We start from the raw sequence: 25,673 nt of genomic DNA on the forward strand, positions 1-25,673 counted from the left end.
GACTACAAAATTAAAAGTTATGTTTGGTATAGGAGGAGGAGAATTAGTTTTTATACTGTTTATAGTACTAATGCTTTTTGGTTCAGATAAAGTGCCGGAAATCGCACGTACAATGGGAAAAGCTATGGCTCAATTAAAAAATGCAACTAATGATATTAAAAGCGAAATTCAGAAAGGAGCTGAGGCAAATGGTCTTGATTCAAAATCTCTGAATGATATTACTGGAAATATCAATGCAGAAATTAATAATGCAAAATCGAATTTACTTGGAGATACAGGAAATCTTTTAGGAGATACTACAACTGAAATCGAAAAAGTAAAAGAAGATATTGACACTCTCTCTGGACCTATTAAACGCCAAATGTAATGCTTGAAAAAATACAGGAATTAGATAAAGATCTTTTAATCTTTCTTAACGGATTAGGTTCTGAAACATACGACAAATTATGGCTTATCATTACCAATCAATTGTATTGGACGCCGTTTTTCTTACTTCTATTTTATCTTATTTATAAAAAAATAGGAGGAAAACAAACCCTGTATTTACTGCTTTTTGTAGCTGTTCTAATTGCTTTTACAGATCAGACCTGTAACTTATTCAAACATACTTTCCAGCGTTTGCGTCCATGTAACGATCCGGAAATAAATTCAATTATTAGAGTGGTTCAGGTTAGAAAATCATATAGCTTTTTCTCTGGACATGCTGCCAATACTATGGCGGTCGCAACATTTTTATTTTTGATTTTAAAGCGCTATTTCAAGTATTTCGGATTGTTATTTCTATGGCCTTTAATCTTTGCTTACAGCCGAATTTATTTAGGATTGCATTTTCCGGGTGATATCCTTACAGGATATTTCTTTGGAGCACTTTTCGGATTTTTACTTTATTTAGTTTATAAAAAGCTAAAACCACAGTATTTTCCAGGATAGAGTTTTTTGGAAAGGTTCTAAGTTGCTAAGGAACTGAGGTTCTAAGGTTTTTCTTTAGGATTTTGAAAATCATATAATTGAATTGCCTCCAGCTTTAGCTGGAGGTTTTTTTATGGACAAATAAAGGGCTTTAGCCAAATTAAGATTATTTAATTTGGCTAAAGCCCTAGATATTAAATTATGTTTCTCCAGCTAAAGCTGGAGGCAATTCATTAATATATTTCTCAGTTTTAAAAAACTTAGCGTCTTAGAACCTTAGCATCTTAAGAAAATCACAATACCCTTGAAACCGTCAATCCATCGCGAATTGGCAATAAAACTGTTTCTACTCTAGGGTCATCTTTTAAAAGCTGGTTGTATTCTAAAAGTACTTTTGTGCTAACATCGTTTGGATGAACTGGTTCTAGGATTTTTCCACTCCAAAGAACATTATCCGATAAAATGATACCACCTTTATTCATTTTTGGAACAATCATTTCCCAATAATTGAGGTAATTTTCCTTATCTGCGTCAATAAAAACCAAATCGAATTTTAAATCTAAATCCGGAATAATATTTACGGCTTCTCCCAAATGCTGAAAAATTTGTTTTCCCCAAGGAGACATATCAAAATATTTTCGTTGAAAATCGACCAATTCTTCTTTGATATCAATGGTATGTAGCTGTCCGTTTTCTTGCATTCCTTCACACAAACACAAAGCAGCATAACCAGTGTAAGTTCCGATTTCAAGAATATTGACTGGACGAATCAATTTTGAAAGCATGCTTAGAACACGGCCTTGAAAATGCCCGCTTAGCATTCTTGGCAGAAGTATTTTTTGATAAGTTTCTTTATTGAGTTTCGCCAACAATTCTGGTTCTTTTTCAGAATGCTGTTCGATGTAATCTTCTAATTCTTGAGATATAAAATGCATGTTGTAGTATCTTGTAATTTAGTTACAAAAATACAAAAATATGCCCTTAATATTAAGCATAAAAAAACCATCCGCTGTGAGTGGATGGTTTCTGTTTCAGATTTAGATGAAATTTATTTTTTCAAAGCTTCATTTACCTCTTTCGCTGTTTTTACGGTTCCGTCTTTTGCAGCTTTTGCAGCATTTTCTACTTTTTCAGCACCTTTTTTAGTAGCATCTTTTACATCTTCCGCTGCTTTTTTAGTAGCGTCTTTTACATCATTTGCTGCTTTTTCTGTAGCATCTTTAGCTTTAGTAGCGGCATTTTCGGCTTTGCTTACCGCAGTATCTTTTACTTCTTCGATATCTGATGTCAGAGAGTCAACTTTGTTGCCAAGAGTTAATTCGTCTTCTGCAGGTTTGTTTTCTTTTTTCTCGCATGATTGAACAGCGAATGCTAATAAAGCAATTACAGCTAAACTCAAAATTTGTTTTTTCATAATTTCAATTTTTTTTTTTAGGTTGATAAAACTTAAAGGTTAAAATGGCTGAAAAATAAAATTACAAATTTTAAAATGATTGAGCTCTTTGTAAGATTATGTTTTCTTTTTAGAGCAAAACAATTCTTGTGCCAAATTTTGAAATTATGCTTTAGGGCATTAATTTTTTTAGAAGAAAAATATTAGTTTTTGTATAAACTGAAATTAATCACAATATCATCTTTAACTTTAATGAGACCAGCCATTTTTACTGGTGGCTCCAACTCAATATCAGAGAACTTTAAACTAAGTGTTCCTTGAATTTTATCATCGGTATTGTATAGTATAAAATCTTTGTATTTGAGTGTTTTATCAGTTATGAAAAAGTTTAGTCTGCATTTGTAATTTTTCCCCATAGGTTTTATATCACTGATAGAAACTGTGCTGTTGGGGAATTTTTTCACTTTTACTGTTCCTTGTAAATCTTTCGTCATTATTTTATTGCCGCAATCAAAGTTTGACATTTTGATGTCGGTATTAAAAGTATTTTTTTTAACTGAGTTTACATAAACAGTGTCCTTTATATTAAAAGTGTTTGAGCAATTATATTTGCCCACAGTTGATAGTCCTGTGATTTCTATTTTTATTTTATTTATTACCACAGCTGTATCTTCTGGAAAAAAAGTGGGTTTAGCACTTCCTAAGAAAAAGAAAACTACTAAACCCATAATTAAGATTGAAAATCTCGTTTTCATTTTTTTTATATTAGAACGCAATTGTTGCTTCGAATACTAAACCTTCAAATTTACCACCATAAAAGTTGTTTAGATTTCCAGTAGCAGGATCTCCTGTAAATTGTGAATAATCTTTATATTTTTGATTAACGTAGTTTAATTTAGCTAAAATGTTTTTAGTCATAAACCAGCCAGCACTTGCTTCAAATTTATCTACGGTAACCTTTTTAGCATCAGCATTAGATAATTTTCCAGACACAGTATTGTATTTTCCTCCGATATAGAATTGTTCAGTTCCTCCAAATCTGTAAATAAGCTCTGAAGCATATTGATTTGCAGTACGTTTATCGTCAGTACCCGCTTTATCTCCTCCTGAAGCCAATTCGATTGTTCCGAAGAATTCAAGTCCTTTATACTTCACAAATGGGTTAATCATGTAGGTAGTAGCCCAATTTTTGAAATTAGGGTTGAACGTTGCTTCTGGAGTAGATGTTTTACTGAAACTAGTAGGAACATCAGTAGTATTTGTTGAAATAACAGTACCATTAGCATCGGTCTTAGTAATAGTGTTTTTATAAGCGTTATTATTCAAAATACCCCAATAACCAAATCCTGATCTATTAGCTGAATAGATGTTGGCATTACCAAGATTTGCATTATGGTAATAAGAACCAGTTAATCTTACTCTTAAATCTTCATTAAGCTGTTTATCATAACCAAGTTTGGCTAAGATTGAAGGGCTATGCGTTGTATTAGCGTTTGGTCCATTAGGATAAAAAACTTCTTCGTTACTTTGATTTAAATTACCATTTGTAACACCAAGCATACTTACCAATCCATTTCTGTTGTAGTAAACCTCCATACCCATTTCTGTAGTGAAAGAATACATAATGTTGTTTCCAACAAACGCATTTCTTATTGTATTACCATTATCAGAACCTCTAAAGTGAGCATCACCAAAATTGTTCTCCATTTGTCCAATTTTAATGGTAGCATATTTCATTACATCAGCCAAGAAGTCTTTTTTGATGAAGTCTAACTTGTCAATTTGTAAGTATCCACCTTTTACATAAGAATCATTGTGGTGTCTTGAAGCTAAATAAACATCTAAATTCACTCTTACTCCATCAAACAATTGAGCACCAATATACATATCAGCAGCAGGAAGAGTAAAATTGTTTTCAGTATTCATTAAACGATACCCTGTAATTGATCTAGTGGTAGTCCCAGTAGGCGTAGTAGTGGTAGTCGTAATGGTAGCAGGTTGGTTGTTGAATGAATTTGTTGCTTGGAAATCCATATTGAAAGCACCACCAACATCAATACTAAGACCTTTAAATTCTCTATTGTCTTTTTGTACGTCGAAAACGTTGATACCGTCTTTTCCTCTAGAGATTTGATTTTGCATGTTTCCAAAACTGACCTGTGCCTGAACAGCAAATGTGCTGATTAATGTGACGAATAGAATATAAATTTTCTTCATGGCGTTTATAAATTAAAGGTTAAATTGAATTTTATTGTTAGGTCTTGACCTGTTTTTATTGTTCCAAGCATTGCCGTTGGCGATTTCATTCCGAAATCTGTAAAAGTGATTTTGTTAGTTCCCTGAAGGTTTAAACCATCTTTTGTAACCGTTGTTTTTACAGAAGTTTTGTAAACTTTGCTAACTCCGGCAATGGTGTAAGTTCCTGTTAGTTCCCAAGTTGTTTCGTTTACTTTTTCAGCAGATTTAAGAACATATTTAATGTTTTTGTTTTTATCTGTTTTTAAAGTTTCGTAAGCCACTTTATCCATGCTTTTTTTCTCGCTTTTTACGCTTTCAGCCAAAAGAGTTACGGTCAAAGCATCAATATCTGTTAGTTTTCCGTTAGCAATATTTAAAGACGCTGTTCCAGTTCCAGAAGCCGATTTCATTTCCCAATCGTGAAGTGTAGAAGTACCCGCAACAGAAAAAGTTGATTTACTATCTAAAGCATATGATTTTTGTGCTGTAGCAAATGTGCTGATTCCTAAAAAAGCTGTTATAACGGCGAAAAGTTTTAATGTATTTGTTTTCATTTTTGTCATGTTTATATTGTGAAAAAATAAGTTAATAGTCGGCCAGTTTCTATTTAGTACTAAGAATGTTGTTTTAACTTGTATCAAAGATCTTTCTATAAATCAGCTTTGTGCATGATAAAAATCATTGTTAAAATTTTATTAAAGAGGTATTTAATAACTACAACGTTTTCATTTTTTATAGTATCGATTGCCAAAGCAAGAAGAGAGGATTGATTTTATCAAATTGATATTTTTTAACATTTATTTTGAATTGGCAAAAAGTTAAAAAAGGAGTATTCTTTAACATTATCAATAAGAATTCTAACTCAGAATAATATTGAAGATTACAGTTAAGTCCTTTCCTGCTTTTACAACTCCAAGAGCTGCTTTAGGAGGCGTCATTTCAAAATCGCCAAAAGTGATTTGATTAGAACCTTGCAAAATGAAACTTCCTTTGCTGGTCGTTACTTTTACCTGAGTTTTATATTCTTTGCTCACGCCTGCAATAGTGTAAATTCCTGTAAGATTCCAAGTTGTTTCATCAACTTTTTCAGCAGATTTTAAAACATACTCAATGTATTTGTGTGTTTCGGTATCCATGGCTTCATAAGCGACTTTGTCCATGCTTGCTTTGTAGCTTTTTAGGCTTTCTGCTAATAAAGAAACAGTCAAGCTATTTATTCCTGTTAGTTTAGAATCTTTAACCATTAGGCTGGCAGTTCCTGTTCCTTCTGTAGATTTCATTACCCAATCGTGTACGGTCGAAGTGCCCGCTACTTCAAAGGTTGAGTTTGCAGCTACATTATAATTTTTTTGAGCATTTGCCTGTAATGCCATTGTTGTAAAAATTACTGTCAGTAAAAATGATTGAATTGTTTTCATGTTGATAAAGTATAGGTTAATCAGTTAAACAAGGAAGCTTTAGAATTCAGTTAGTGGTTAATGAAGTAGTGGCTTCCTTTATTTCTTAGACCAAAATTATCGCGCGCGCGAAGAAAAAGGAATGATAAAAATCATGGCGAAAGTTTTATTAAATTGTTATCGTAAAGAGTGTAAAGCCCTGTTGTTCCTGGGTTTTTGATTTTTATAAAACAGAGTCAAGAGTTAACTGTTTGCTTGTTAAGCTGTTGTGTTCTCTGTCGAGAAATATCAACTTCATTTTTTGAGTGGCTTTTTTTGAGGTTTAATTAATTAAGAATGTAAAAACCAAACAAAAAATGACAAAAGTGATTAACTTTGCAGCATGCAAATGGAGAAAAAAGACATACGAGCCTTATCAAAAGACCAGCTTCGCGATTTTTTTGTTGAAAATGGAGATAAAGCTTTCCGCGGAAATCAGGTTTATGAGTGGTTATGGAGTAAAGGTGCTCACAGTTTTGAAGACATGACAAACGTAGCAAAAGCTACAAGATCAATGCTTGAAAATAATTTTGTAATCAATCATATTAAGGTTGATACTATGCAGAAAAGTAGTGACGGAACTGTGAAAAATGCCGTTCGACTTCATGATGGACTTGTCGTTGAATCGGTTTTAATTCCGACAGAAACAAGAACTACTGCCTGCGTTTCTAGTCAGGTTGGCTGCAGTCTAGATTGTAATTTCTGTGCAACAGCAAGATTAAAAAGAATGCGAAATCTAGAACCTGGCGAAATCTACGATCAAGTTCTAGCTATCGATAAAGAAAGTCGTTTATATTACAATCACCCACTTTCGAATATTGTTTTTATGGGAATGGGAGAACCTTTAATGAATTATAATAATGTCATTAAAGCTATCGATATGATTACTTCTGAAGAAGGTTTAGGAATGTCTCCGAAACGAATCATGGTTTCGACTTCAGGAATTCCGAAAATGATTAAAAAAATGGCTGATGATGATGTGAAGTTCAAATTGGCAGTTTCATTACACTCTGCAATTGATGAAACTCGCGCACGCATTATGCCTTTCAGTAAAAACTTCCCTTTAAAAGATTTACGAGAAGCATTAGAATATTGGTACAGAAAAACCAAAAGCAAGATTTCATACGAATATGTAGTTTGGAAAGGAATTAACGATGATAAAGCCTCGGTTGATGCTTTGGTTAAGTTTTGTAAATATGTGCCTTGCAAAGTCAATTTGATTGAATATAACCCAATTGATGATGGCGAATTTCAACAAGCTTCAGAAGAATCGATTATGACTTACATAAAAGCGTTGGAAAATATTGGAGTAGTGGTAAAAGTACGTCGCAGCCGAGGAAAAGACATCGACGCCGCCTGCGGACAATTAGCCAACAAAGAAGCGTAAAGAAATACTCCGTTAGGAGTATCTGATCGGTATAAAAAAAGCATTAAGAACAAGAATTATTTCTCGTTTTTAATGCTTTTTTTTGGACAAAAAGGATGCTTATTTTTTCAAATCTATTTCTTCTGTAACGCCATCTTTGGTTACTTTTGCTAGAGTATCGCATTCTCCGTTTCCATAATCAATAGTTGCCAAAGCGCCATTTTTAGTAATAGAAACAATTCCTTTTACCGCAAAAGATTTTCTGCAAGAAGCATTAAATTCTAAAGGAGTTGTGATTTCTGCAGAAAAAGTATCTCCATTAGGAAAAGTTGTAGAACCACTTCCTGTAACAACAAATACATTATCATCCCAATCAAACCAAGTATCATAACCAGAAGTCATTTCTTTTATCAAAGTTCCTTTTCTAGAATAAACTTTTCCATCATCAAAAGTAATTGTCAAATCTATGGACGCTGTTGATACAGGGTGTGGCGTCACTAATAAATTGGTTTCTTTAATAGTTCTTACAATGCTTTTGCTTCCCTGAAGTTTTCTCCCATTATGATAAAATCCTTCAAAAGTATAGCTGATGGTTTGTGTGGAAGAAGTAAAATCGTTCGAGAAAGAAACGACCATTTTTCCTTTTACAGTATTTCCGTTATTCAAAGTACAGCCGTCTACACCAAAATCTACTGTTTTTGTCCAAGTATTATTGGTTAAAACGGTTGTGATTGTGGCACAGCTCGGAAGATAATTTTTTATTGGTCCGCTTGGTTTTGAAGTTACGTTAAGCTGAGAACTAAACTGGTCTTCAGCAATATTAGTGACATCCTCTACAGAAGCGTCGATTTTAGAATTAGCTACAATTTCGTCGTTTGTAATCTTAGCTGATGATCCGTCATTTGTTTTTTCATCAGAATTACAGCTAATGAAAAAAGACAATGTAATTATACATGTTCCAATTAATAAAAATTTTGTTTTCATAAATAAATAGTTTTGGGTTTCTTTTACGTTAATGAATTCAAATCAGTATTAGTTAGAGCTATTTTTGGTGGGAATTTTTAGGTTTAGACATAAAATATTACAATCGTAACCTAAAATACACAACGTATTTTTATTTAAAATAGTATATTTGGAGTCTAAATGAATATTACGTCTCAAATAAAGCAGCCCATTTTTAACGAGATGGAACTTTTCGAAAAAAAGTTCCATGAGTCGATGACTTCCAAGGTTGCGTTATTAAACCGAATCACTTATTATATAGTAAACCGCAAGGGAAAACAAATGCGTCCGATGTTTGTTTTTCTTACTGCAAAAATGGTTTCTGGCGGGACAGTAAACGAAAGAACGTATCGTGGAGCTTCAGTAATTGAGCTTATTCACACTGCAACTTTGGTACATGATGATGTAGTAGATGACAGTAATCGTCGTCGCGGATTTTTCTCAATCAATGCGCTTTGGAAAAACAAAATTGCCGTTTTGGTTGGAGATTATTTATTGTCAAAAGGCTTACTGCTTTCTATTGATAATGGCGATTTCGATTTATTGAGAATTATTTCTGTAGCCGTTCGTGAAATGAGCGAAGGAGAATTGCTTCAAATTGAAAAAGCAAGAAGACTTGATATTACAGAAGATGTTTATTACGAAATCATCAGAAAGAAAACAGCCACACTTATTGCGGCTTGTTGTGCGCTTGGCGCGAAAGCTGTAATCGAAGACGATGCTCAGGTCGAAAACATGCGTAAGTTTGGTGAATTGATAGGAATGGCTTTCCAGATCAAAGACGATTTATTTGATTATAGCGAAGAAGCCATCGGAAAACCAACTGGAATAGATATTAAAGAGCAAAAAATGACGTTGCCTTTAATTCATGTTTTAAATACTTGTACTCCGCAAGAAAAAAAGTGGCTGATAAACTCCATCAAAAACCATAACAAAGACAAAAAACGCGTAAAAGAAGTGATTGCCTTTGTAAAAAATAATAATGGTTTGGCTTACGCCGAAAACAAAATGGTGCAATTCCAGCAGGAAGCACTTTCTCTACTTCAAAACTTCGAAGATTCAGAATACAAAGACGCTTTGACTTTGATGGTGAATTATGTTATTGAGAGAAAAAAATAATCTTTTTTAATTAGATAATCAGAAAATTTGTCAATTTGATAATTGATTTACTTTGTTGTAAATCAGTTGTGTGTTTCCTATGGTTGGAATTTGTAATTTATTTTTTTGAAATTTTCAATGCTCATGCAACCATTTCAAATCGACAATCGTCTATGCTAATAGAAGTCTGTTTCTAAAACCAAAACCAAACCGAAAAGCTTATTAATGAAAATTATTTCGTTACATCAAGAAGAAACCAAAATCATAAAGCTGGCTGTAGAGAACAATCGTCAGGCACAGCAGCAGATTTATGGTAAATATTCTTCAAAAATGTTAAGTGTATGCCGTCAATATATAAAAGACATACAATTGGCAGAAGATGTAATGATAACGGCTTTTATGAAGGTTTTTACGAATATCAAAAATTTTGAACATAAAGGAAGTTTTGAAGGCTGGATTCGTCGAATTATGGTTAACGAATGCATTTCTTATTTAAGAGTTCAGAAAAAAGTAAAATTTGCCGAAGACGAATTTTTTGTTGAAGAAAGCTTTAATGAAATCGACAGCCAATTTACAGTAGAACAGATTCAGTATTTAATTGATGCTTTGCCCGACGGCTACAAAATGGTTTTCAATTTATACGCAATTGAAGGTTATAAACACAATGAAATTGCCAAGATGTTAGGAATTAATGAAGGAACATCAAAATCGCAATTATCGCACGCTAGAAAAATGCTGCAAACACAAATTACTATTTTAAAAAAACAAGATAATGGAACCGAATAATTTTGAAAAGGATTTCCGTGAAAAACTAAACCAACGCGAAATTGAACCAAGCAACAAAGCTTGGGATCGATTGGATGCCATGTTGAGTGTAGCAGAAGAGAAAAAGTCAAAGAAAAATAGAAAATGGCTGTATATAGCTGCAAGCATCGCGGGGGGGGTATTGGTTGGAACGATCTATTGGAACCGTTCTGAAACTGTAGAAATAAAAAGGGATACACCAATAGTCTTAGAGCAAAAAATAAATAAAGACACTTTAGATGTAGTAGGGATAAATAAAGAGGATGTTGCAAGTAGCAATAATCATAATCCGAAACAAATAATGAAAAATGCACCAGCTGTTGTTGATATTCATAATCAAAACAAGAATTCAAAACAGCTTGAGAGCAATGTAGAGCTTTCGGTTAAAAATGATTTAAAAGAAGATAATGCGATAGTTAATTCTTTTGAAAATAAGAATCACCAATCTGAGAATAAAAGCAAATACATTTCGGCAGAACAATTATTAGCAGAAGTCAATGGTAAAGCGGATACAAAAGCTACTGACGAAATAATTAAAAAAAACAGAAAAGCGGTTTCAGTAAATCCTAATGATTTGCTGCTAAATGCTGAAACAGAATTAAATCAATCTTATAGAGAGTCAGCGCTAGATAAATTTAATAAAAATTTGAAGGCTGTAAAAAGCGCTATAGCAAATAGAAATTACGAAGAATAAATAAAGAATCATCAATCATCAATCAAAAAACGAAAATCATGCAAAAAATTATATTACTTATAATGATGATAGTTGTTATGGCAACTAAATTATCAGCGCAAGAGAGCGGCAGTTATAAAAAAGTTTTAGACTGGTCTTATTGGCAACATGACCCTGTAAAATATGAAATGAATTTTGAAAAAAATCCTGAATCCGAAGATCGAAATATCTTAACCATAAAATCAGTTCAAAATAAAATAAAAGGTTTTGGCACTCTTATGAAATCCGTAAAATCTAATTTGTATCAGGATAAAACGCTTAAAATGACCGCTTATGTAAAGACTGAAAATGTAAATTCTTGGGCGGGACTTTGGATGCGTGTCGATTATTATTCTGCTCGTGTGCTTGCTTTTGATAACATGCAGAACAGACCTATAAAAGGTTCAACTGATTGGACAAAATATGAAGTTGTTCTATTTGTTCCAAAGGATGCAACATCAATTTCTTATGGAGTTTTATTAGATGGGCCAGGGAAAATTTGGTTTAAAGATGTAAAGCTAGAAGTAGTTGATGATACTGTTCCAGAAACTGGGTTAACTAAAGGACGAGAGCATAAGGAAATTTCATTTGAAGTAAGAGCAAAAGCGATTGCTGACCAAATTAAAAAAATAACAGAGGATGAAAAAAAGGCTTTAAAAGTGGAAGTGGATTCATTAGACAATGAAGCTTCAAAAGGAACAATTTCTAAAGAAAAAGCAGAAGAGCTTAAATTAAATAAAGCTAAAGTTCACGCTGCCAATATTGAAACCAATGTAGCTATCGAAGAAAATAAATTAAGTCAATTGGTTCAGGATAGAGTTGATGGAAAAATTGAGACAGAAGATGCAAATAAAAGAAAAGGGACAAAAATTATAATTGGCGATTGCAATGATTGTGATAAAGGAGACCAAACAATCATTAATCTTACTTCTATGAAAGTATATCATGGACAAAAAGATGTTGATAAGCGTCAATCAAAAAGAACGACTACACAATTTGTTTTTGCTTTTGGAGCAAATAATTTAGTGACAGATGGCCAAGTTGCCCATTCAGATTTTAAATATTTGCAATCTCACTTTTATGAATGGGGAATAACTGGGAATACTAGAATTTTTAAAGAAGATAATTTGCTGCATTTTAAATACGGAATGTCTCTGATGTATAATAATCTGCGAGCTACAGATGATCGCTATTTTGAAAAAAATGGTGCACAAACCGATTTAGTGACAAGCCCCGTACATTTAGACGAATCCCGATTTAGAAATGTATATGTAATGGTGCCATTGCATTTGGAGTTTGATTTTACTAAGAAAGAAGTTCGAGATGGCGTTAATTATTTTAAATCACATAAAAGTGCCAGATTTGGTATAGGAGGTTATGCCGGATTTAGAGTGAAATCAAAACAAATTTTATGTTTTGACGATGCAGTTGGAAATGATGTGAAGCAAAAAACAAAGGGTAATTTTAATGTAAATGATTTTAATTATGGACTAAGTACATATGTTGGTTACAAAGCGACAAGTTTGTATTTGAAATACGATTTACAGCCTTTATTTGAAAAAAATAGTGTTGATCAAAATAATATTTCCTTGGGATTGCGCTTCGATTTCAATTAAATATAAAATTAAGTTTAGTTAGTAAAAGGGCATCTCGTAAGAGGTGCTTTTTTTGGTTTAAAATGATTAAAATTCCAACAAGATTTGCGTATTTTTGCTAGCTCTCAACTTTTAAAATTTAATACACTTTGATTTCACAAACCACCATTGATTCTGTTTTTGAAACTGCTCGAGTAGAGGAGGTTATTGGCGATTTTGTGAATTTGAAGCGCGCAGGAAGTAATTTTAAAGGTTTGAGTCCGTTTTCAGATGAGCGTTCGCCGTCGTTCATGGTGTCGCCTGCAAAAGGAATCTGGAAAGATTTTAGTACGGGAAAGGGAGGGAATTCTGTTAAATTTTTAATGGAGCACTCGCAATTTACCTATCCAGAAGCCATTCGATATTTAGCTAAAAAATACAATATCGAAATTGAAGAAACCGAACAGACAGAAGCAGAAAAAGCAAATACAGATATTCGTGAAAGTATGTATCTGGTCTCTGAATTTGCTGCCAAATATTTTCAGGATGTTTTGGTTAATTCTGAAGAAGGAAAAGCAATTGGTTTGTCTTATTTTAAAGAAAGAGGATTTACCAACGAAACCATTAAGAAATTCAATTTAGGATATTCTCCAGAAACTTGGGATGCTTTGACGAAAGAAGCCCTTGGCAAAGGTTATAAATTAGAATTTTTAGAAAGTACAGGTTTAACAATTCCGAGAGAAGACCGTCCGTTTGATCGATTTAAAGGTCGTGTGATGTTTCCGATTCAAAGTATGTCGGGCCGTGTTTTAGGTTTTGGAGGGCGTATTTTAACCAATGATAAAAAAGCCGCAAAATACCTGAATTCGCCAGAAAGTGATATTTACCATAAAAGTAAAGTCCTTTACGGAATTTATCATGCAAAACAATCTATAGCAAAACAAAACAACTGTTATTTAGTTGAAGGTTATACCGATGTGATTCAGTTCAGTCAAGCTGGAATAGAAAATGTTGTGGCTTCATCTGGAACAGCTTTAACGCCAGATCAGATTCGTTTGATCAATCGTCTGACGCGAAATATCACCGTCCTTTTTGATGGAGATGCTGCGGGTTTACGAGCAGCCATTCGAGGAATTGATTTGATTTTGGAAGAAGGTATGAATGTTCGTGTTTGTTCTTTTCCTCAAGGAGAAGATCCGGATAGTTTTGCCCGTAAAAATTCGCATGATGATTTAGTTGCTTATCTAGAAAATAATAGCAAAGACTTTATACAGTTCAAAGCTTCGATTTTAATGGGCGAAGCTAAAAACGACCCAATAAAAAAAGCTGATCTGATTCGCGATATGGTGGCGAGTATTTCTAAAATACCAGATCGTATTCAGCGCGAGGTTTATATTCAGGAATGTGCTCGAATTATGGATATTTCGGAGCAGGTCTTGACGAGCACTTTGGCACAGCTTATTCAGAAAGATATAGCTGACGCTAATAAAAAGCAGAAACAAGAGCAGAAGCCTTTTGAAGTAGTTAGAAATCAGCCTCCACAAACAGGTACATTTTCAGGTGGAGATCCAGAAGATCCGAGAACTGGTCCGCCAGAAGGTTATGACTATCCAGGAGATCCAGGATATTATCCGCCAGAACAAACTCAAAAAGTAGATATTTTATATGTTTTTGAAAGGAAAGTCATTGAGATTTTGCTATTGTACGGAAGTGTTGTCGAAAGTTTCGAAGATGTTTTCTTGAAAGCAGATGAAGAAGGAAATGTAAAAGAAGTTTCGGAAAAAAGACAATATAAAGTGTTTGAGAAAATATATTTGAGTCTTCAAGAAGATGAGGTAGAATTGTCGAATATCTTATTTCAAAATATTTACAATAACATTATCGCTTTTTACAATCAAAATGAGACTTTTAGTTTAGATAAATATTTGATGCATCTAGAGCCTGAATTTGCTCAAGAAGTGACCAATATTTTAATGGAAGATGAAAGGCTGACTATTCATAATTGGGAAGGGCAGAATATTTTCCCAAAACACAAAAGCGAAACCATAGAGCAGAATGTTTCTGATACGATATTTTCTATGAGATGGTATTTGGTATCTGGAATTATTGCAGAATTAAAGAATTCTCTTTTAACCGATCCACAAGAAGATAACTCAGAAATTTTAAGTATGGTGATAGATTATTCTAAACTGCTGAATAATTTTTCGAAAAAACTAGGCCGAGTAGTGGTGCCTTATCACTAAAAAGAGAAAAACTCTATCTAATTTGATGAATCAAAAAAGTTAGAGTTTTTATAATTTTTTGACTGCTTAAATTTTAAGCTAGTCGATTTAAATTAAATAATTTCTAAAGTCTTAGCTTTGTTTACTAAGTCAACCAAATTAGTAACGTTTAATTTTGTTAATAATCTCAGTTTGTAAGTACTGATCGTTTTTTCGTTCAGATTTAAGATTTTAGAGATTTCATTGTTTTTCTTACCATCACTTAAGTAACGTAAAACTTCGATCTCACGGTTAGAAAGTTTTCTGTACAGACGCTCACTTTTGCTTTGTTTAGCAATAAGTGCCATGTTTTTACGTACTGTTTCGTTGATGATAATTTTTCCTTCGTGTACTTTAATAATAGAATGACCTAATGTTTCAAGTTTTTCTGTTTTGTGCACATACCCAGAAACTCCTGCTTTAATTGCGTTTGGAGCGTACATTTGCTCAGCAAGATCACTGAAAATAACAATTTTTGTTTTTGGGAAATTTTTCAGAATTGATTTGATTTCGAAGATGCTTGAAAGCCCTTCTAGTTCTAAATCTAAGATTAGAATATCGATTTCCTTCGTTTGAAGGATATCTCTAACCATTGAAAAATTGCCTACATTGGCAACAATTGAAATTTGATCGTGGTCTTTGAAATAAGACTTAACGCCAAAGTGCGTCACAGGATGATTGTCTGCTAGACATACTTTAATCATAATTTTTACCTTTTTTAGAATTGTTCATGTTTTTGGAACGGTAAAATTAATAAATAAATTCTGTAATAACTCGCAGAGAATGTTAAAATGTGTTATTTTAACGTTTTTGGTATTAAACAAACTGGAATTGGATCCATTTTATGCTTGTTGCTGGTGTTTAATCGTTTATAAATTTCAAAGACAGATTTTTCTCTCCCTTCAAAGTCAGATGCCGTCTTTCCTGACTCCGCGGCCAACATCGCCCATTCCAATTCGTCATAACTTGCACCTAATTGATCCTCATCAGTACGATTGTCGCCAAATAATCCATCAGTAGGTGCTGCTGTTAAAATTGATTGGGGAATTTCTAAAAATTCTCCTAAAGCATATACATCAGATTTCATTAAATCAGCAATCGGACTTAAATCTACACCACCATCTCCATATTTTGTGTAAAAACCTACGCCAAAATCTTCAACCTTGTTTCCTGTTCCCGCAACAAGTAAACCATTAATTCCTGCTAAATAATATAATGAAGTCATTCTAATACGCGCACGAGTGTTTGCCAAAGCTAAATTTACTTTAGCTTGATCATTGGTTGAAGGGACACTGCTTTTAAAAGATTCAAAAACTCCTGTCAAATCAGTTTTAACATCAGAAACATTAGAGAAACGTTTTTTAAGCTGGTCAATATGCTCTCTTCCTCTTGAAACCTGGCTTTCTGCCTGATGAATTGGCATTTCTACACATAAAACTTTCAGTCCGGTTTGTGCGCATAAAGTTGAAGTTACTGCAGAATCTACGCCTCCTGAGATTCCAATTACAAAACCATTTACTTTTGCATTAGCGGCGTAATTTTTTAACCACTCTACAATGTGCGTATTTACTTTTTCTGTCTGAATTGTGCTTTTTTTAGCCATAATAGTTTAAGTTTTAAGATACAGGGATGTATATTTGCAGAATTATTTTGAGTATGCACTTACTTAAAATTCTGATAACACAAATCTAATTAAAATAAAATGAAAATATATCGCTTTGCAGTGGTTCTATGCCTGTTTTTTTTGTCTTGCAACCAAAAAAGTAAGGTTGAAAAAGAAGTAGAAGAAATTCCTGTTGATATTAAGGTAGAACGATTTGATAAGGTGTTTTTTGAGACCAAACCACAAGATCTTCCAAAAATAAAAAAACAATATCCTTTTTTCTTTCCTGGCAATGATGATAATGTCTGGATTCAGAAAATGAACGATCCAATCTGGAGAGAAGTTTACGAAGAAGTTCAGAAAAAATACAGCAATTTTGAACCTGTTCGCAAAGAGTTTAATGAGCTTTTTCAACACGTAAAATATTATTTCCCTAAAACTAAAATTCCTAAGGTAATTACGGTTATTGGAGAAATGGATTATAATGCTAAATCAATTTATGCAGACAGTCTTGTAGTGGTGGCCTTGGAATTATATTTAGGAAAGGATCATAAGTTTTATGAGTTTCCGAATTACTTAAAAGAGAATTTTGAAGAAAGACAGATTATGCCAGATGTGGTTTCTAGTTTTTCTTATCGAAATATTCCAAATTCAATTGACAGAAGTTTGGTTGCTCAAATGATTTTTGAAGGAAAACAGCTTTATGCAAAAGATTTGCTGATTCCTGAATATACAGATGCAGAAAAAATGGGGTATATTCCTGAACAGATAAAATGGTGTGAAGAAAATGAAGCTTACATGTGGCGTTATTTTATAGAAAATGAAATGCTTTACAATGAAGATCCGAAATTGAGAGCACGATTTATAGCTCCAGCACCTTTTTCAAAATTCTTTTTAGAAATAGATAACGATTCTCCAGGGCGAGTGGGAGCTTGGATTGGCTGGCAGATGGTACGTTCTTACATGAAAAATAATAGTGATGTTTCTTTGGCTGAATTGTTTAAGCTTGAGCCAAAAGAAATCTTCGAAAAATCAAAATATAAACCTAAGAAATAATGGCAAATATAAACTCAGAGATTAAATTCAATATAGAATTGGACGAAAACCGTGTTCCAGAAAAACTAACATGGAGTGCGCAAGACGGTGGAGTTCAAGCCGAAGAGGCAAAAGCAATTATGCTGTCTATTTGGGACAGTAAAGCAAAAGAAACGATGCGTATTGATTTGTGGACAAAAGATATGCCGGTAGACGAAATGAAAATTTTCTTCCACCAAACTTTAGTGGCAATGTCTGATACTTTTAAACGTGCAACAGATGACGAGAAAATGTCTGACACGATGAAAGATTTCTGTGATTACTTTGCAGAAAAACTTGAACTTACGAAATAGTCAAGCTTCAAATAAAAGAAATCCCAAATTCCAATTTTAAATATTGGGTTTGGGATTTTTTGTTTTTTATTGTAAATTGTCTAGGTAAAACAAATTATATGCTGTTCGCTTTTCTTGTAAGTCTTATTGGGTTGTTTTTTTTACTTGCCAATGCGATACGCTTTTACATGACCTGCAAAAACAGAGATATATTGTATCGTATTATAACAGCTTATTTGGTGCTGTTGTTTTGTGTAGAATTACTTTGTCATATAATTGGATTTCTTTATCCAAATTCTAATTTCTTTCTTTCGCACTATTATTTTATTTTCCAGTTTATTACACTTAATCTCTTTTTTTATAAAAGTTTTTCAAGTAAAGTGCTAAAGCAGATTATGGTAATTGTGTTTGTTTCGGTGCTGCTTTTTTTAGGGTATCAATATTATGATAGACCTTCGTTGTATTGGGAGTTTAATTTGGTAGAAATTGCTATAACATCGATTCCGCTGTTGTTTTATGCGATTTATTTTATTGTTTTAAATTTAAAAAAACATAAGCATAATTATTTCTATTTCTGTAACGGGCTAATTATTTATGTAGCAAGCAGTGCTAGTATTTTTCTGTCTGGAAATAGTGATTCGGTATTTTTTACAGAGCCATTTGTGCTCGATTTCTGGTTTTTCAATTCTCTCTTTTATATTCTATATCAGTTTTTGATTTATAAAGAATGGAAAGTTTTAAATTTCAGAAGAAAAACGAAGGAAAAGCTACAAGAATAAATTTCAATAAAAAAATCCCAAATTCCAATTGTAAGCTTGGGATTTGAGATTTAATATTTTGAGTTTCTAAGTTTGGAATTTGGAATTTCAAAAAATTGGAATTTAAACTTTAAAATTCTGAGTTGTTTTTAAAAACTTCTTGATTCACTTGATCTATATAAGACAAAAGCTCTTCTTTTCCTATTGATTCTGTAGATGAGGTTACAAAATACTGTGGCATTTCGGCCCAGTTATTGGCAAACATCTGTTTTTTGTAAGCGGCAATATGCGAATCTATTTTGGTTTTGCCAATTTTATCTGCTTTAGTAAAAATAATGCAAAACGGAATTTCGCTTTCGCCCATATAAGACATAAATTCAATGTCGATGTTTTGTGCTTCGTGACGAATATCAATTAAAACAAAAGCACAAACCAATTGCTCTCTGTTTTCGAAATAATCGGTAATAAACTGTTGGAAAATTGATTTTGTTTTCTTTGAAACTTTAGCATATCCGTAACCTGGTAAATCGACCAAAAACCAATTATTGTTGATTTTGAAATGATTGATTAATTGCGTTTTCCCTGGTTTTCCAGATGTTTTAGCTAAGTTTTTGTTGTTGGTAAGCATATTTATCAAAGATGACTTACCTACGTTTGATCTTCCTATAAAAGCATATTCTGGCAAAAAGTCTTTCGGACATTTTGAAGCGTCAGAATTGCTGACAATAAATTCGGCGGTGTTAATTTTCATAATCTCTCGTTTTAAAACCTCCTAAAAAAAATAAATTTTATGGCTAAAAATTCTTTTCAGTAAGCCATTTTTCAAGAATTTCATTGAATTCCTGAGGGTGTTCCATCATTGCTGCGTGTCCGCATTTGTCAATCCAGTATAAAGTTGAATTTGGTAGTAATTTATCAAATTCTTCCGCAACATTTGGAGGTGTTACAGAGTCATTTCTTCCCCAAATAATACAAGTTTCAACGTCCATTTTTGGCAAATCTTTGGCCATATTATGGCGGATCGCACTTTTTGCAATGGTTAAAGTTTTGATTAATTTGATTCTGTCATTAGCAGTAGCGTAAACTTCATCAATCAAATCAGGGGTTGCAATTTTTGGGTCATAAAATACAGCTTCAGCCTTTGTTTTGATGTATTCGTAATCGCCTCTTCGTGGGTAACTGTCTCCCATTGCGCTTTCGTAAAGTCCAGAACTTCCAGTAATTACAAGTCCGGCAACTTTTTCTGGGTAAAGTTTTGTGTGATACAAAGCGATGTGTCCTCCTAATGAATTTCCTAGAAGAATTACTTTGTCAAAACCTTTAAAAGTGATAAAGTCTTTTACGTATTTCGCAAAACTTTTTACGTTCGTTTTTAAAATGCTTTGGGTGTATATTGGCAAATCTGGGATAACAACTTTATATCCTTTTGTTGGGAAATATTGTGCTACACCATCAAAGTTACTTAGGCCTCCCATTAAACCATGCAGGATAACGATCGGAGTTCCTTCTCCAGCTTCGAAATAGCTGTATTTGCCTTCTTTTTTATAGTGTTTGTCCATCTAATCTAATGCCAATTTCAATTTCGACAAATATAGGGTTAATTCAACAAAAATGAATTTTTGATGTCATTTTTTAACTAGATAATTTGAGTAGAACTTGTAAAAGGTTAAAAATCAGTAATTAAACGCGTATTTGTTAAAATATTCAAATGTTAAGAAATATGCATTATAATCAAATTTTTAAGAAAATTAGCGCATTATTTTTTTGAATGAATAACGTATTTAAGGATCTGTTAATTAATAGTTAAGGTATTGATTAAATGGAGATTATGGAAAGTGGTAGCAAAGTGGTTAAACTTATTAACAAAGTGGTATAAAGTGGTAAAATGTGGTAATATTTTTTATATTTTTGCTGTATAACATGTTAACTAGTTTTTTTGAACACAATTGTTGGAACATATGAGTGTAAAGTCGATGCTAAAGGAAGGCTAATGATGCCTGCGCCTTTGAAAAAGCAGTTGACGGCTTCTCTTCAAGACGGATTTGTTTTGAAGCGTTCTGTTTTTCAGCCGTGTTTAGAATTGTATCCTATGGTAGAATGGGATGCGATGATGAAAAAAATCAACAAGCTTAATCGCTTTGTAAAAAAGAACAACGATTTCATTAGAAGGTTTACTGCTGGTGTTAAAGTGGTTGAGGTTGATGCATTAGGGAGATTGCTTGTTCCAAAGGATTTGGTAACGTTTGCAAGTATTTCTAAAGATGTGGTTTTTTCATCTGCGGTTAATATTGTTGAGATTTGGGACAAGGATTTATACGAGAAATCAATAAGCGGCGAAGATATGGATTTTGCAGATCTAGCCGAAGAAGTAATGGGAAATATTAATGACGACGAAGATGGAATATCATAATCCGGTTTTGCTTCATCCAACAGTAGATGGTTTAAATATTAAACCTGATGGTGTGTATGTAGATGTTACGTTTGGAGGCGGTGGTCATTCAAAAGAGATTTTAAAAAGATTAGGGCCAAACGGAAGACTGTTTGCATTTGATCAAGACGAAGATGCGCTTGCCAATGCATTGCCAGACGAAAGGTTCACTTTGATAAATGAGAATTTTAGATTCATAAAAAGATTTTTACGTTTTCACGGAGTAAAAGCGGTTGACGGAATCTTAGCAGATTTGGGAGTTTCATCACATCAGTTTGATGTTCCTGAGAGAGGTTTCTCAACAAGATTTGATGCCGAGTTAGATATGCGGATGAGTCAAAGAAATGATTTAAATGCTTATCGAGTGGTTAACGAATATGAAGAACAGGATTTACGTCGTGTTTTTTTTGATTATGGGGAGTTGAAAAACGCACCAGTTTTGGCTAGAACAATTGTTGAGGCTAGAAAAGATTACCCAATCAAAACGACTGAAGAATTAAAAGAAGTTCTGAAAAAGTTTTTGCCAGAGAAAGTTCGAAATAAAGTATTGGCTCAGATTTATCAGGCAATCAGAATCGAGGTAAATCAGGAAATGGATGTTCTTAAAGAATTTATTGAGCAGTCATTGGAGATTTTAAAACCGGGAGGAAGATTTTCTGTAATCTCTTACCATTCTTTAGAAGATCGTCTGGTAAAAAGATTCATTAAAAACGGAATGTTTGAAGGAGAACCTGAAAGAGATTTTTACGGAAACTTTTCAGTTCCATTCAAAACTATCGGGAAACTGATTGTTCCAGATGATGCGGAAATCAAGATTAATAATAGAGCAAGAAGTGCCAAATTAAGAGTTGCAGAAAAGCTATAATATATATTAAGGTAGGAAATAATGAAAAGTGGCGTATTTAGCATATTAAAAGCAAGATTCCTGATTCATGAAGATGCAGTAAAAAATTGGCGATTTATTGTCTTTATAATTCTGCTGGCCATCTTGATGATCGCCAATACACAGCGATACGAGCAGAAGGTTTTTGAAATCGCGAAATTAAATAATGAAGTAAAAGAACTACGATCTGAATTTGTTGATCGACGTTCAGAATTGATGAAGTTAAAAATGGAGTCAACCATTTCGGATAAAATGTTAGAAAAACAAATTTTCCCGTCGACGGTTCCTCCAGTAAAAATAGAAGTTACAAAAGAAGAAGAAAAAAGTTTCTTTAAAAGAATATGGCAGTAGAAGATAAACATATATCCTACAGAATTTACCTCGTAGCAGTTTTCATCTTTTTGATGGCAATTGCTATTGTTGTTAAATTAACCAATATTCAATGGGTTGAAGGGGATTATTACAGAAAACTGGCAAAACAGCGTACCGTAAGAAACTTTGTAATTCCTGCCAATAAAGGAAATATTTATTCTGCCGACGGAAGTTTGCTGGCAACATCAATTCCGAATTATGAAATTCGTTTTGATGCCAAAACGCCGAAAAAAGAAACGTTTGAGAAGTATGTAAAACCATTATCAGATTCTCTGGCGACAGTTTTAGATAAGTCAAGCAGTTATTTCCAGAAAGAATTGCGAAAAGCACGCGAAAATAAAAATCGCTATTACTTGATTGCCCGCAATTTGAGTTATACTGAATATGTGAAAATTAAAGGTTTTCCATTATTCAATTTAGGAGCTTTCAAAGGTGGAATTATAGTTGAGCAAGAAACAGTTAGAAAACACCCAATTGGGAAAATTGCAGAAAGAACAATTGGTTACGACCGTATTGATCCTGCAACTGGAGTAGAAGTTGGAAAAGGAATTGAATGGGCTTTTAAAAGTTATCTGAACGGAAAAGACGGTAAAATTTTAAAGCAGAAAATTGCAAAAGGACAGTGGAAACCAATTCGTGATGTAAACGAAGTAGATCCAATTGATGGTTACGATGTGATCTCGACTATAGATGTTTTCATTCAAGATATTGCGCACCACGCTTTATTGAAACAATTGGAAGATTACGAAGCAGATCACGGTTGTGTCGTAGTAATGGAAACGGAAACAGGATACATAAAAGCGATTTCAAATTTAGGAAGAGCTGAAGATGGTTCTTATTATGAAACCACAAATTATGCAGTTGCTGAATCTCACGAGCCGGGATCGACTTTTAAATTGGTTGATTTAATGGCGATTTTAGAAGATAAAGTAGCTGATACGAGTACAGTTTACGATAGTCATGGAGGAGAAATCAGATATTATGGACGAGCTGTTCGTGATTCGCATAAAGGCGGTTACGGGAAAGTTACATTAGCACGCGGATTTGAGCTTTCGTCAAATACGGTAATGGTACAAGCAGTCTATGATAATTACAAAAGTAACCCGCGTAAGTTTGTAAATCATATTAATGATTTAGGTTTAAATAAGCCATTAGGATTGCATTTTAAAGGAGAAGGAAGACCTTATGTTCCACAGCCTGGAGACAAACATTGGTCGGGAACTACGCTTCCGTGGATGGCTTTTGGATATAACGTTTCGGTTACGCCAATGCAGACTTTGACATTATATAATGCAGTTGCAAACAATGGAGTAATGGTAAAGCCACAATTTGTATCAGAAATTAAAGAATGGAACAAAACCATTAAAAAGTTTGATACAGAAGTAATGAATCCAAAGGTTTGTTCGCCAGAAACACTTAAAAAAGTAAAAGCGGTTTTGGCGAATGTGGTAAAGAAAGGAACAGGTTCTAAGTTGTATTCAAAAGATTTTTCGATGGCAGGAAAAACAGGAACGGCTATGGTGAATTATGGTAATGCAGGAAGAGAAGGAATGTATTACGCTTCTTCTTTTGCAGGCTATTTTCCGGCAGATCATCCTAAATATTCTTGTATCGTAGTGGTTCATAAACCAAATACATCTAGAAATAACTATTACGGAGCAGATGTTGCTGGGCCAGTTTTTAAAAGAATTGCTCAAAAGATTTTTACAGATGCGCCTTCGACAAATAAAATTAAAAAATTAGATTCTAGAATTCCAAAACAGGATGCTAGTTATGATAAATACACGGCTGAAGCTAATAAAAAGCTTAATCAGATTCCTAATTTGAAAGGAATGCCAGGAATGGACGCGATTGCTTTGCTGGAGAATTTAGGTTTGAAAGTAAAAGTAAATGGAATGGGGAAAGTAAAAAATCAATCGATTCAAGCTGGAACCAGTATTAGCAAAAACACAACAATTGTATTAGAATTATCGTGAAAGTATTAAAAGACATATTATATAAAGTAGCTATTGAATCTGTAAAAGGTTCAACAGATATTGCTATTTCTAAAATTGAATTTGATTCACGTAAGGTTGAAACAAATGATGTTTTTGTTGCGATCAGAGGTTCGCTTTCAGATGGACATGATTACATAGAGAAAGCAATTCAGCTAGGAGCAAAAGCAATTATTTGCGATACGCTTCCAGTAAATACGGCCAATGAGGTAACTTATATTCAAGTAAAAGATACCAATACAGCTTTGGCTTTTATGGCGGCTAATTATTTTGGAGATCCATCTTCAAAACTAAAATTAGTTGGCGTAACAGGAACAAACGGAAAAACAACAATTGCTTCATTATTGTTTCAGTTGTTTCAAAAGGCAGGCTTTAAGGTTGGTTTATTATCAACTGTAAAAATCGTAGTAGATAAAACAGAATATCCTGCAACACATACAACACCAGATTCTTTGACTATTAATCATTATTTAAATGAAATGGTTGGAGCTGGAGTTACGCATTGTTTTATGGAGGTTAGTTCGCATGGAATTCACCAGAAGCGTACAGAAGCTTTGCATTTTGTGGGCGGAATTTTCACGAATCTTTCTCACGATCATTTAGATTATCATCCAACATTTGCAGAATACAGAGATGTTAAGAAGTCATTTTTCGATTCACTTCCAAAATCAGCTTTTGTTTTATCGAACATTGATGATAAAAATGGTTCTGTAATGTTGCAGAATACAGTGGCTAAAAAACTGACTTATGCTTTGAAATCTTATGCAGATTATAGAGCTCAGATTTTAGAAAGCCAATTGTCTGGATTATTATTAAAAATCAATGACAATGAGGTTTGGGTAAAACTGATTGGTACTTTCAATGCATACAATGTTTTAGCGATTTACGGAACTGCTGTAGAGCTAGGGATTGATAGTCTAGAAGCGTTGCGTTTACTGTCTGATTTAGAGAGTGTTTCGGGGCGTTTTCAATATATTGTTTCAGATGACGGAATTACTGCTGTTGTAGATTATGCACATACGCCAGATGCATTGGAAAATGTTTTAAAAACGATAAATGATATTCGTACTAAAAACGAGCAATTGATTACTGTAGTTGGTTGTGGAGGAAATCGTGATAAAACGAAACGCCCGATAATGGCAAAGATTGCTTCGGATATGAGTGATAAAGCAGTTTTGACTTCAGATAATCCAAGAAATGAAGATCCAGAAGTTATTTTGGATGAAATGGAACAGGGAGTTGAACCGCACAACTATAAAAAAATGCTGCGAATTACAGATAGAAAACAGGCAATTAAAACAGCTTGTCAACTGGCTCAGCCTAAAGATATCATTCTAATTGCAGGAAAAGGGCATGAAACGTATCAGGAAATAAATGGTGTTCGCCATCATTTTGACGATATGGAAACGGTAAAAGAAATTTTAGAACAACTAAATAAATAACAAAAAGAAAATTCCAAATTCCAAATCCCAATA

General features: G+C 33.4%; 26 protein-coding genes. 15 read left to right on the forward strand and 11 right to left on the reverse strand.

All coding sequences use genetic code 11. The features are described 5' to 3' along the window. Positions 1 to 19: 19 nt before the first annotated feature. A complete protein-coding gene (locus PQ463_RS21880; RefSeq protein WP_160781043.1) occupies positions 20 to 367 on the forward strand; it encodes a Sec-independent protein translocase subunit TatA/TatB in 348 nt (115 codons plus the stop codon). Further along, positions 367 to 930, forward strand: a complete 564-nt coding sequence (locus PQ463_RS21885; RefSeq protein WP_274255478.1) for a phosphatase PAP2 family protein — start codon at positions 367 to 369, stop codon at positions 928 to 930. Before PQ463_RS21880 ends, PQ463_RS21885 begins: the two co-directional genes overlap by 1 nt. A 272-nt stretch (positions 931 to 1,202) precedes the next feature. Here PQ463_RS21885 and PQ463_RS21890 read toward each other — a convergent pair whose 3' ends face one another. The 6 genes from PQ463_RS21890 to PQ463_RS21915 all read right to left on the reverse strand — a co-directional run bounded on the left by PQ463_RS21890 (position 1,203) and on the right by PQ463_RS21915 (position 5,958). Next, positions 1,203 to 1,844 (reverse strand): O-methyltransferase, encoded by a 642-nt coding sequence (locus PQ463_RS21890; RefSeq protein ID WP_274255479.1) that lies wholly within the window; start codon positions 1,842 to 1,844, stop codon positions 1,203 to 1,205. 113 nt (positions 1,845 to 1,957) lie between these two features. Continuing rightward, entirely contained in the window at positions 1,958 to 2,323 is a 366-nt protein-coding gene (locus PQ463_RS21895; RefSeq protein WP_274255480.1) for a hypothetical protein, read from the reverse strand. 182 nt (positions 2,324 to 2,505) lie between these two features. After that, on the reverse strand, positions 2,506 to 3,057 hold the full coding sequence (locus PQ463_RS21900; protein WP_274255481.1) for a hypothetical protein: 552 nt from the start codon (positions 3,055 to 3,057) through the stop codon (positions 2,506 to 2,508). A gap of 10 nt (positions 3,058 to 3,067) precedes the next feature. Beyond that, positions 3,068 to 4,519, reverse strand: a complete 1,452-nt coding sequence (locus PQ463_RS21905) for a hypothetical protein (protein ID WP_274255482.1) — start codon at positions 4,517 to 4,519, stop codon at positions 3,068 to 3,070. 5 nt (positions 4,520 to 4,524) lie between these two features. Next, positions 4,525 to 5,094 (reverse strand): YceI family protein, encoded by a 570-nt coding sequence (locus PQ463_RS21910; protein WP_274255483.1) that lies wholly within the window; start codon positions 5,092 to 5,094, stop codon positions 4,525 to 4,527. 303 nt (positions 5,095 to 5,397) lie between these two features. Beyond that, entirely contained in the window at positions 5,398 to 5,958 is a 561-nt protein-coding gene (locus PQ463_RS21915) for a YceI family protein (protein WP_274255484.1), read from the reverse strand. 361 nt (positions 5,959 to 6,319) lie between these two features. Between PQ463_RS21915 and rlmN the strand changes: the two genes are divergently transcribed. Next, the gene (gene rlmN / locus PQ463_RS21920; protein WP_274255485.1) at positions 6,320 to 7,363 is read left to right on the forward strand and encodes a dual-specificity RNA methyltransferase RlmN; all 1,044 of its coding nucleotides are present in this window, start codon (positions 6,320 to 6,322) and stop codon (positions 7,361 to 7,363) included. Between the two features lie 99 nt (positions 7,364 to 7,462). On the opposite strand, the gene PQ463_RS21925 is transcribed toward rlmN, so the two are convergent. Further along, entirely contained in the window at positions 7,463 to 8,326 is an 864-nt protein-coding gene (locus PQ463_RS21925; RefSeq protein ID WP_274255486.1) for a hypothetical protein, read from the reverse strand. 159 nt (positions 8,327 to 8,485) lie between these two features. On the opposite strand from PQ463_RS21925, the gene PQ463_RS21930 reads away from it, so the two are divergent. From PQ463_RS21930 to dnaG, 5 genes are all read left to right on the forward strand, one after another. After that, positions 8,486 to 9,463 carry a polyprenyl synthetase family protein gene (locus PQ463_RS21930; RefSeq protein ID WP_111377266.1) on the forward strand — a complete coding sequence of 326 codons (978 nt, stop codon included), beginning with the start codon at positions 8,486 to 8,488 and terminating at the stop codon, positions 9,461 to 9,463. A gap of 204 nt (positions 9,464 to 9,667) precedes the next feature. After that, positions 9,668 to 10,228, forward strand: a complete 561-nt coding sequence (locus PQ463_RS21935; RefSeq protein WP_274255487.1) for an RNA polymerase sigma factor — start codon at positions 9,668 to 9,670, stop codon at positions 10,226 to 10,228. Then, positions 10,215 to 10,940, forward strand: a complete 726-nt coding sequence (locus PQ463_RS21940; protein WP_274255488.1) for a hypothetical protein — start codon at positions 10,215 to 10,217, stop codon at positions 10,938 to 10,940. The genes PQ463_RS21935 and PQ463_RS21940 overlap by 14 nt, the downstream gene beginning before the upstream one ends. Positions 10,941 to 10,978: 38 nt before the next feature. Then, positions 10,979 to 12,574: a porin family protein gene (locus tag PQ463_RS21945; RefSeq protein WP_274255489.1), complete on the forward strand. Its 1,596-nt coding sequence runs from the start codon at positions 10,979 to 10,981 to the stop codon at positions 12,572 to 12,574. 128 nt (positions 12,575 to 12,702) lie between these two features. Continuing rightward, the gene (gene dnaG / locus PQ463_RS21950; RefSeq protein WP_274255490.1) at positions 12,703 to 14,775 is read left to right on the forward strand and encodes a DNA primase; all 2,073 of its coding nucleotides are present in this window, start codon (positions 12,703 to 12,705) and stop codon (positions 14,773 to 14,775) included. A gap of 92 nt (positions 14,776 to 14,867) precedes the next feature. Here the strand turns inward: dnaG and PQ463_RS21955 are convergent, their stop codons facing one another. Together PQ463_RS21955 and nadE are read right to left on the reverse strand one after the other, a co-directional pair. Next, entirely contained in the window at positions 14,868 to 15,497 is a 630-nt protein-coding gene (locus PQ463_RS21955) for a response regulator transcription factor (protein WP_008467169.1), read from the reverse strand. Positions 15,498 to 15,589: 92 nt separating this feature from the next. Continuing rightward, complete coding sequence (nadE, locus tag PQ463_RS21960; protein ID WP_274255493.1) at positions 15,590 to 16,396, reverse strand: NAD(+) synthase; 807 nt, start codon at positions 16,394 to 16,396, stop codon at positions 15,590 to 15,592. Between the two features lie 99 nt (positions 16,397 to 16,495). Between nadE and gldB the strand changes: the two genes are divergently transcribed. After that, complete coding sequence (gene gldB / locus PQ463_RS21965) at positions 16,496 to 17,452, forward strand: gliding motility lipoprotein GldB (RefSeq protein WP_274255494.1); 957 nt, start codon at positions 16,496 to 16,498, stop codon at positions 17,450 to 17,452. Further along, positions 17,452 to 17,784, forward strand: a complete 333-nt coding sequence (gldC, locus tag PQ463_RS21970; RefSeq protein WP_008467164.1) for a gliding motility protein GldC — start codon at positions 17,452 to 17,454, stop codon at positions 17,782 to 17,784. Before gldB ends, gldC begins: the two co-directional genes overlap by 1 nt. A gap of 867 nt (positions 17,785 to 18,651) precedes the next feature. Here the strand turns inward: gldC and yihA are convergent. Both yihA and PQ463_RS21980 read right to left on the reverse strand, forming a co-directional pair. After that, positions 18,652 to 19,272, reverse strand: coding sequence for a ribosome biogenesis GTP-binding protein YihA/YsxC (gene yihA / locus PQ463_RS21975; RefSeq protein WP_111377274.1), 621 nt, complete (start codon positions 19,270 to 19,272; stop codon positions 18,652 to 18,654). A 43-nt stretch (positions 19,273 to 19,315) separates the two neighbouring features. Then, entirely contained in the window at positions 19,316 to 20,080 is a 765-nt protein-coding gene (locus tag PQ463_RS21980; RefSeq protein ID WP_111365039.1) for an alpha/beta fold hydrolase, read from the reverse strand. Between the two features lie 377 nt (positions 20,081 to 20,457). On the opposite strand from PQ463_RS21980, the gene PQ463_RS21985 reads away from it, so the two are divergent. Genes PQ463_RS21985 through PQ463_RS22005 form a run of 5 tightly spaced genes read left to right on the forward strand, consistent with a single transcriptional unit; the run spans position 20,458 to position 25,640 of the window. Continuing rightward, positions 20,458 to 20,931: a division/cell wall cluster transcriptional repressor MraZ gene (locus PQ463_RS21985; protein WP_035691746.1), complete on the forward strand. Its 474-nt coding sequence runs from the start codon at positions 20,458 to 20,460 to the stop codon at positions 20,929 to 20,931. Beyond that, complete coding sequence (rsmH, locus tag PQ463_RS21990; RefSeq protein WP_274255496.1) at positions 20,906 to 21,814, forward strand: 16S rRNA (cytosine(1402)-N(4))-methyltransferase RsmH; 909 nt, start codon at positions 20,906 to 20,908, stop codon at positions 21,812 to 21,814. Before PQ463_RS21985 ends, rsmH begins: the two co-directional genes overlap by 26 nt. Before the next feature lie 21 nt (positions 21,815 to 21,835). Then, positions 21,836 to 22,183 (forward strand): FtsL-like putative cell division protein, encoded by a 348-nt coding sequence (locus PQ463_RS21995; protein ID WP_066032697.1) that lies wholly within the window; start codon positions 21,836 to 21,838, stop codon positions 22,181 to 22,183. Continuing rightward, entirely contained in the window at positions 22,174 to 24,180 is a 2,007-nt protein-coding gene (locus PQ463_RS22000; protein WP_274255497.1) for a PASTA domain-containing penicillin-binding protein, read from the forward strand. The genes PQ463_RS21995 and PQ463_RS22000 overlap by 10 nt, the downstream gene beginning before the upstream one ends. Continuing rightward, entirely contained in the window at positions 24,177 to 25,640 is a 1,464-nt protein-coding gene (locus PQ463_RS22005) for a UDP-N-acetylmuramoyl-L-alanyl-D-glutamate--2,6-diaminopimelate ligase (protein ID WP_274255498.1), read from the forward strand. The genes PQ463_RS22000 and PQ463_RS22005 overlap by 4 nt, the downstream gene beginning before the upstream one ends. Positions 25,641 to 25,673: the final 33 nt, after the last annotated feature.

Origin of the sequence: Flavobacterium sp. KACC 22763, from assembly GCF_028736155.1 — a bacterium.
Classification (GTDB): domain Bacteria; phylum Bacteroidota; class Bacteroidia; order Flavobacteriales; family Flavobacteriaceae; genus Flavobacterium.

Bases quoted from the DNA above. Each gene is read 5' to 3' on its own strand.
- PQ463_RS21880 (WP_160781043.1), top strand. From the start codon at position 20: ATGTTTGGTATAGGAGGAGGAGAATTAGTTTTTATACTGTTTATAGTA.
- PQ463_RS21885 (WP_274255478.1), top strand. From the start codon at position 367: ATGCTTGAAAAAATACAGGAATTAGATAAAGATCTTTTAATCTTTCTT.
- PQ463_RS21890 (WP_274255479.1), bottom strand. From the start codon at position 1,844: ATGCATTTTATATCTCAAGAATTAGAAGATTACATCGAACAGCATTCT.
- PQ463_RS21895 (WP_274255480.1), bottom strand. From the start codon at position 2,323: ATGAAAAAACAAATTTTGAGTTTAGCTGTAATTGCTTTATTAGCATTC.
- PQ463_RS21900 (WP_274255481.1), bottom strand. From the start codon at position 3,057: ATGAAAACGAGATTTTCAATCTTAATTATGGGTTTAGTAGTTTTCTTT.
- PQ463_RS21905 (WP_274255482.1), bottom strand. From the start codon at position 4,519: ATGAAGAAAATTTATATTCTATTCGTCACATTAATCAGCACATTTGCT.
- PQ463_RS21910 (WP_274255483.1), bottom strand. From the start codon at position 5,094: ATGAAAACAAATACATTAAAACTTTTCGCCGTTATAACAGCTTTTTTA.
- PQ463_RS21915 (WP_274255484.1), bottom strand. From the start codon at position 5,958: ATGAAAACAATTCAATCATTTTTACTGACAGTAATTTTTACAACAATG.
- rlmN (WP_274255485.1), top strand. From the start codon at position 6,320: ATGCAAATGGAGAAAAAAGACATACGAGCCTTATCAAAAGACCAGCTT.
- PQ463_RS21925 (WP_274255486.1), bottom strand. From the start codon at position 8,326: ATGAAAACAAAATTTTTATTAATTGGAACATGTATAATTACATTGTCT.
- PQ463_RS21930 (WP_111377266.1), top strand. From the start codon at position 8,486: ATGAATATTACGTCTCAAATAAAGCAGCCCATTTTTAACGAGATGGAA.
- PQ463_RS21935 (WP_274255487.1), top strand. From the start codon at position 9,668: ATGAAAATTATTTCGTTACATCAAGAAGAAACCAAAATCATAAAGCTG.
- PQ463_RS21940 (WP_274255488.1), top strand. From the start codon at position 10,215: ATGGAACCGAATAATTTTGAAAAGGATTTCCGTGAAAAACTAAACCAA.
- PQ463_RS21945 (WP_274255489.1), top strand. From the start codon at position 10,979: ATGCAAAAAATTATATTACTTATAATGATGATAGTTGTTATGGCAACT.
- PQ463_RS21955 (WP_008467169.1), bottom strand. From the start codon at position 15,497: ATGATTAAAGTATGTCTAGCAGACAATCATCCTGTGACGCACTTTGGC.
- nadE (WP_274255493.1), bottom strand. From the start codon at position 16,396: ATGGCTAAAAAAAGCACAATTCAGACAGAAAAAGTAAATACGCACATT.
- gldB (WP_274255494.1), top strand. From the start codon at position 16,496: ATGAAAATATATCGCTTTGCAGTGGTTCTATGCCTGTTTTTTTTGTCT.
- gldC (WP_008467164.1), top strand. From the start codon at position 17,452: ATGGCAAATATAAACTCAGAGATTAAATTCAATATAGAATTGGACGAA.
- yihA (WP_111377274.1), bottom strand. From the start codon at position 19,272: ATGAAAATTAACACCGCCGAATTTATTGTCAGCAATTCTGACGCTTCA.
- PQ463_RS21980 (WP_111365039.1), bottom strand. From the start codon at position 20,080: ATGGACAAACACTATAAAAAAGAAGGCAAATACAGCTATTTCGAAGCT.
- rsmH (WP_274255496.1), top strand. From the start codon at position 20,906: ATGACGACGAAGATGGAATATCATAATCCGGTTTTGCTTCATCCAACA.
- PQ463_RS21995 (WP_066032697.1), top strand. From the start codon at position 21,836: ATGAAAAGTGGCGTATTTAGCATATTAAAAGCAAGATTCCTGATTCAT.
- PQ463_RS22000 (WP_274255497.1), top strand. From the start codon at position 22,174: ATGGCAGTAGAAGATAAACATATATCCTACAGAATTTACCTCGTAGCA.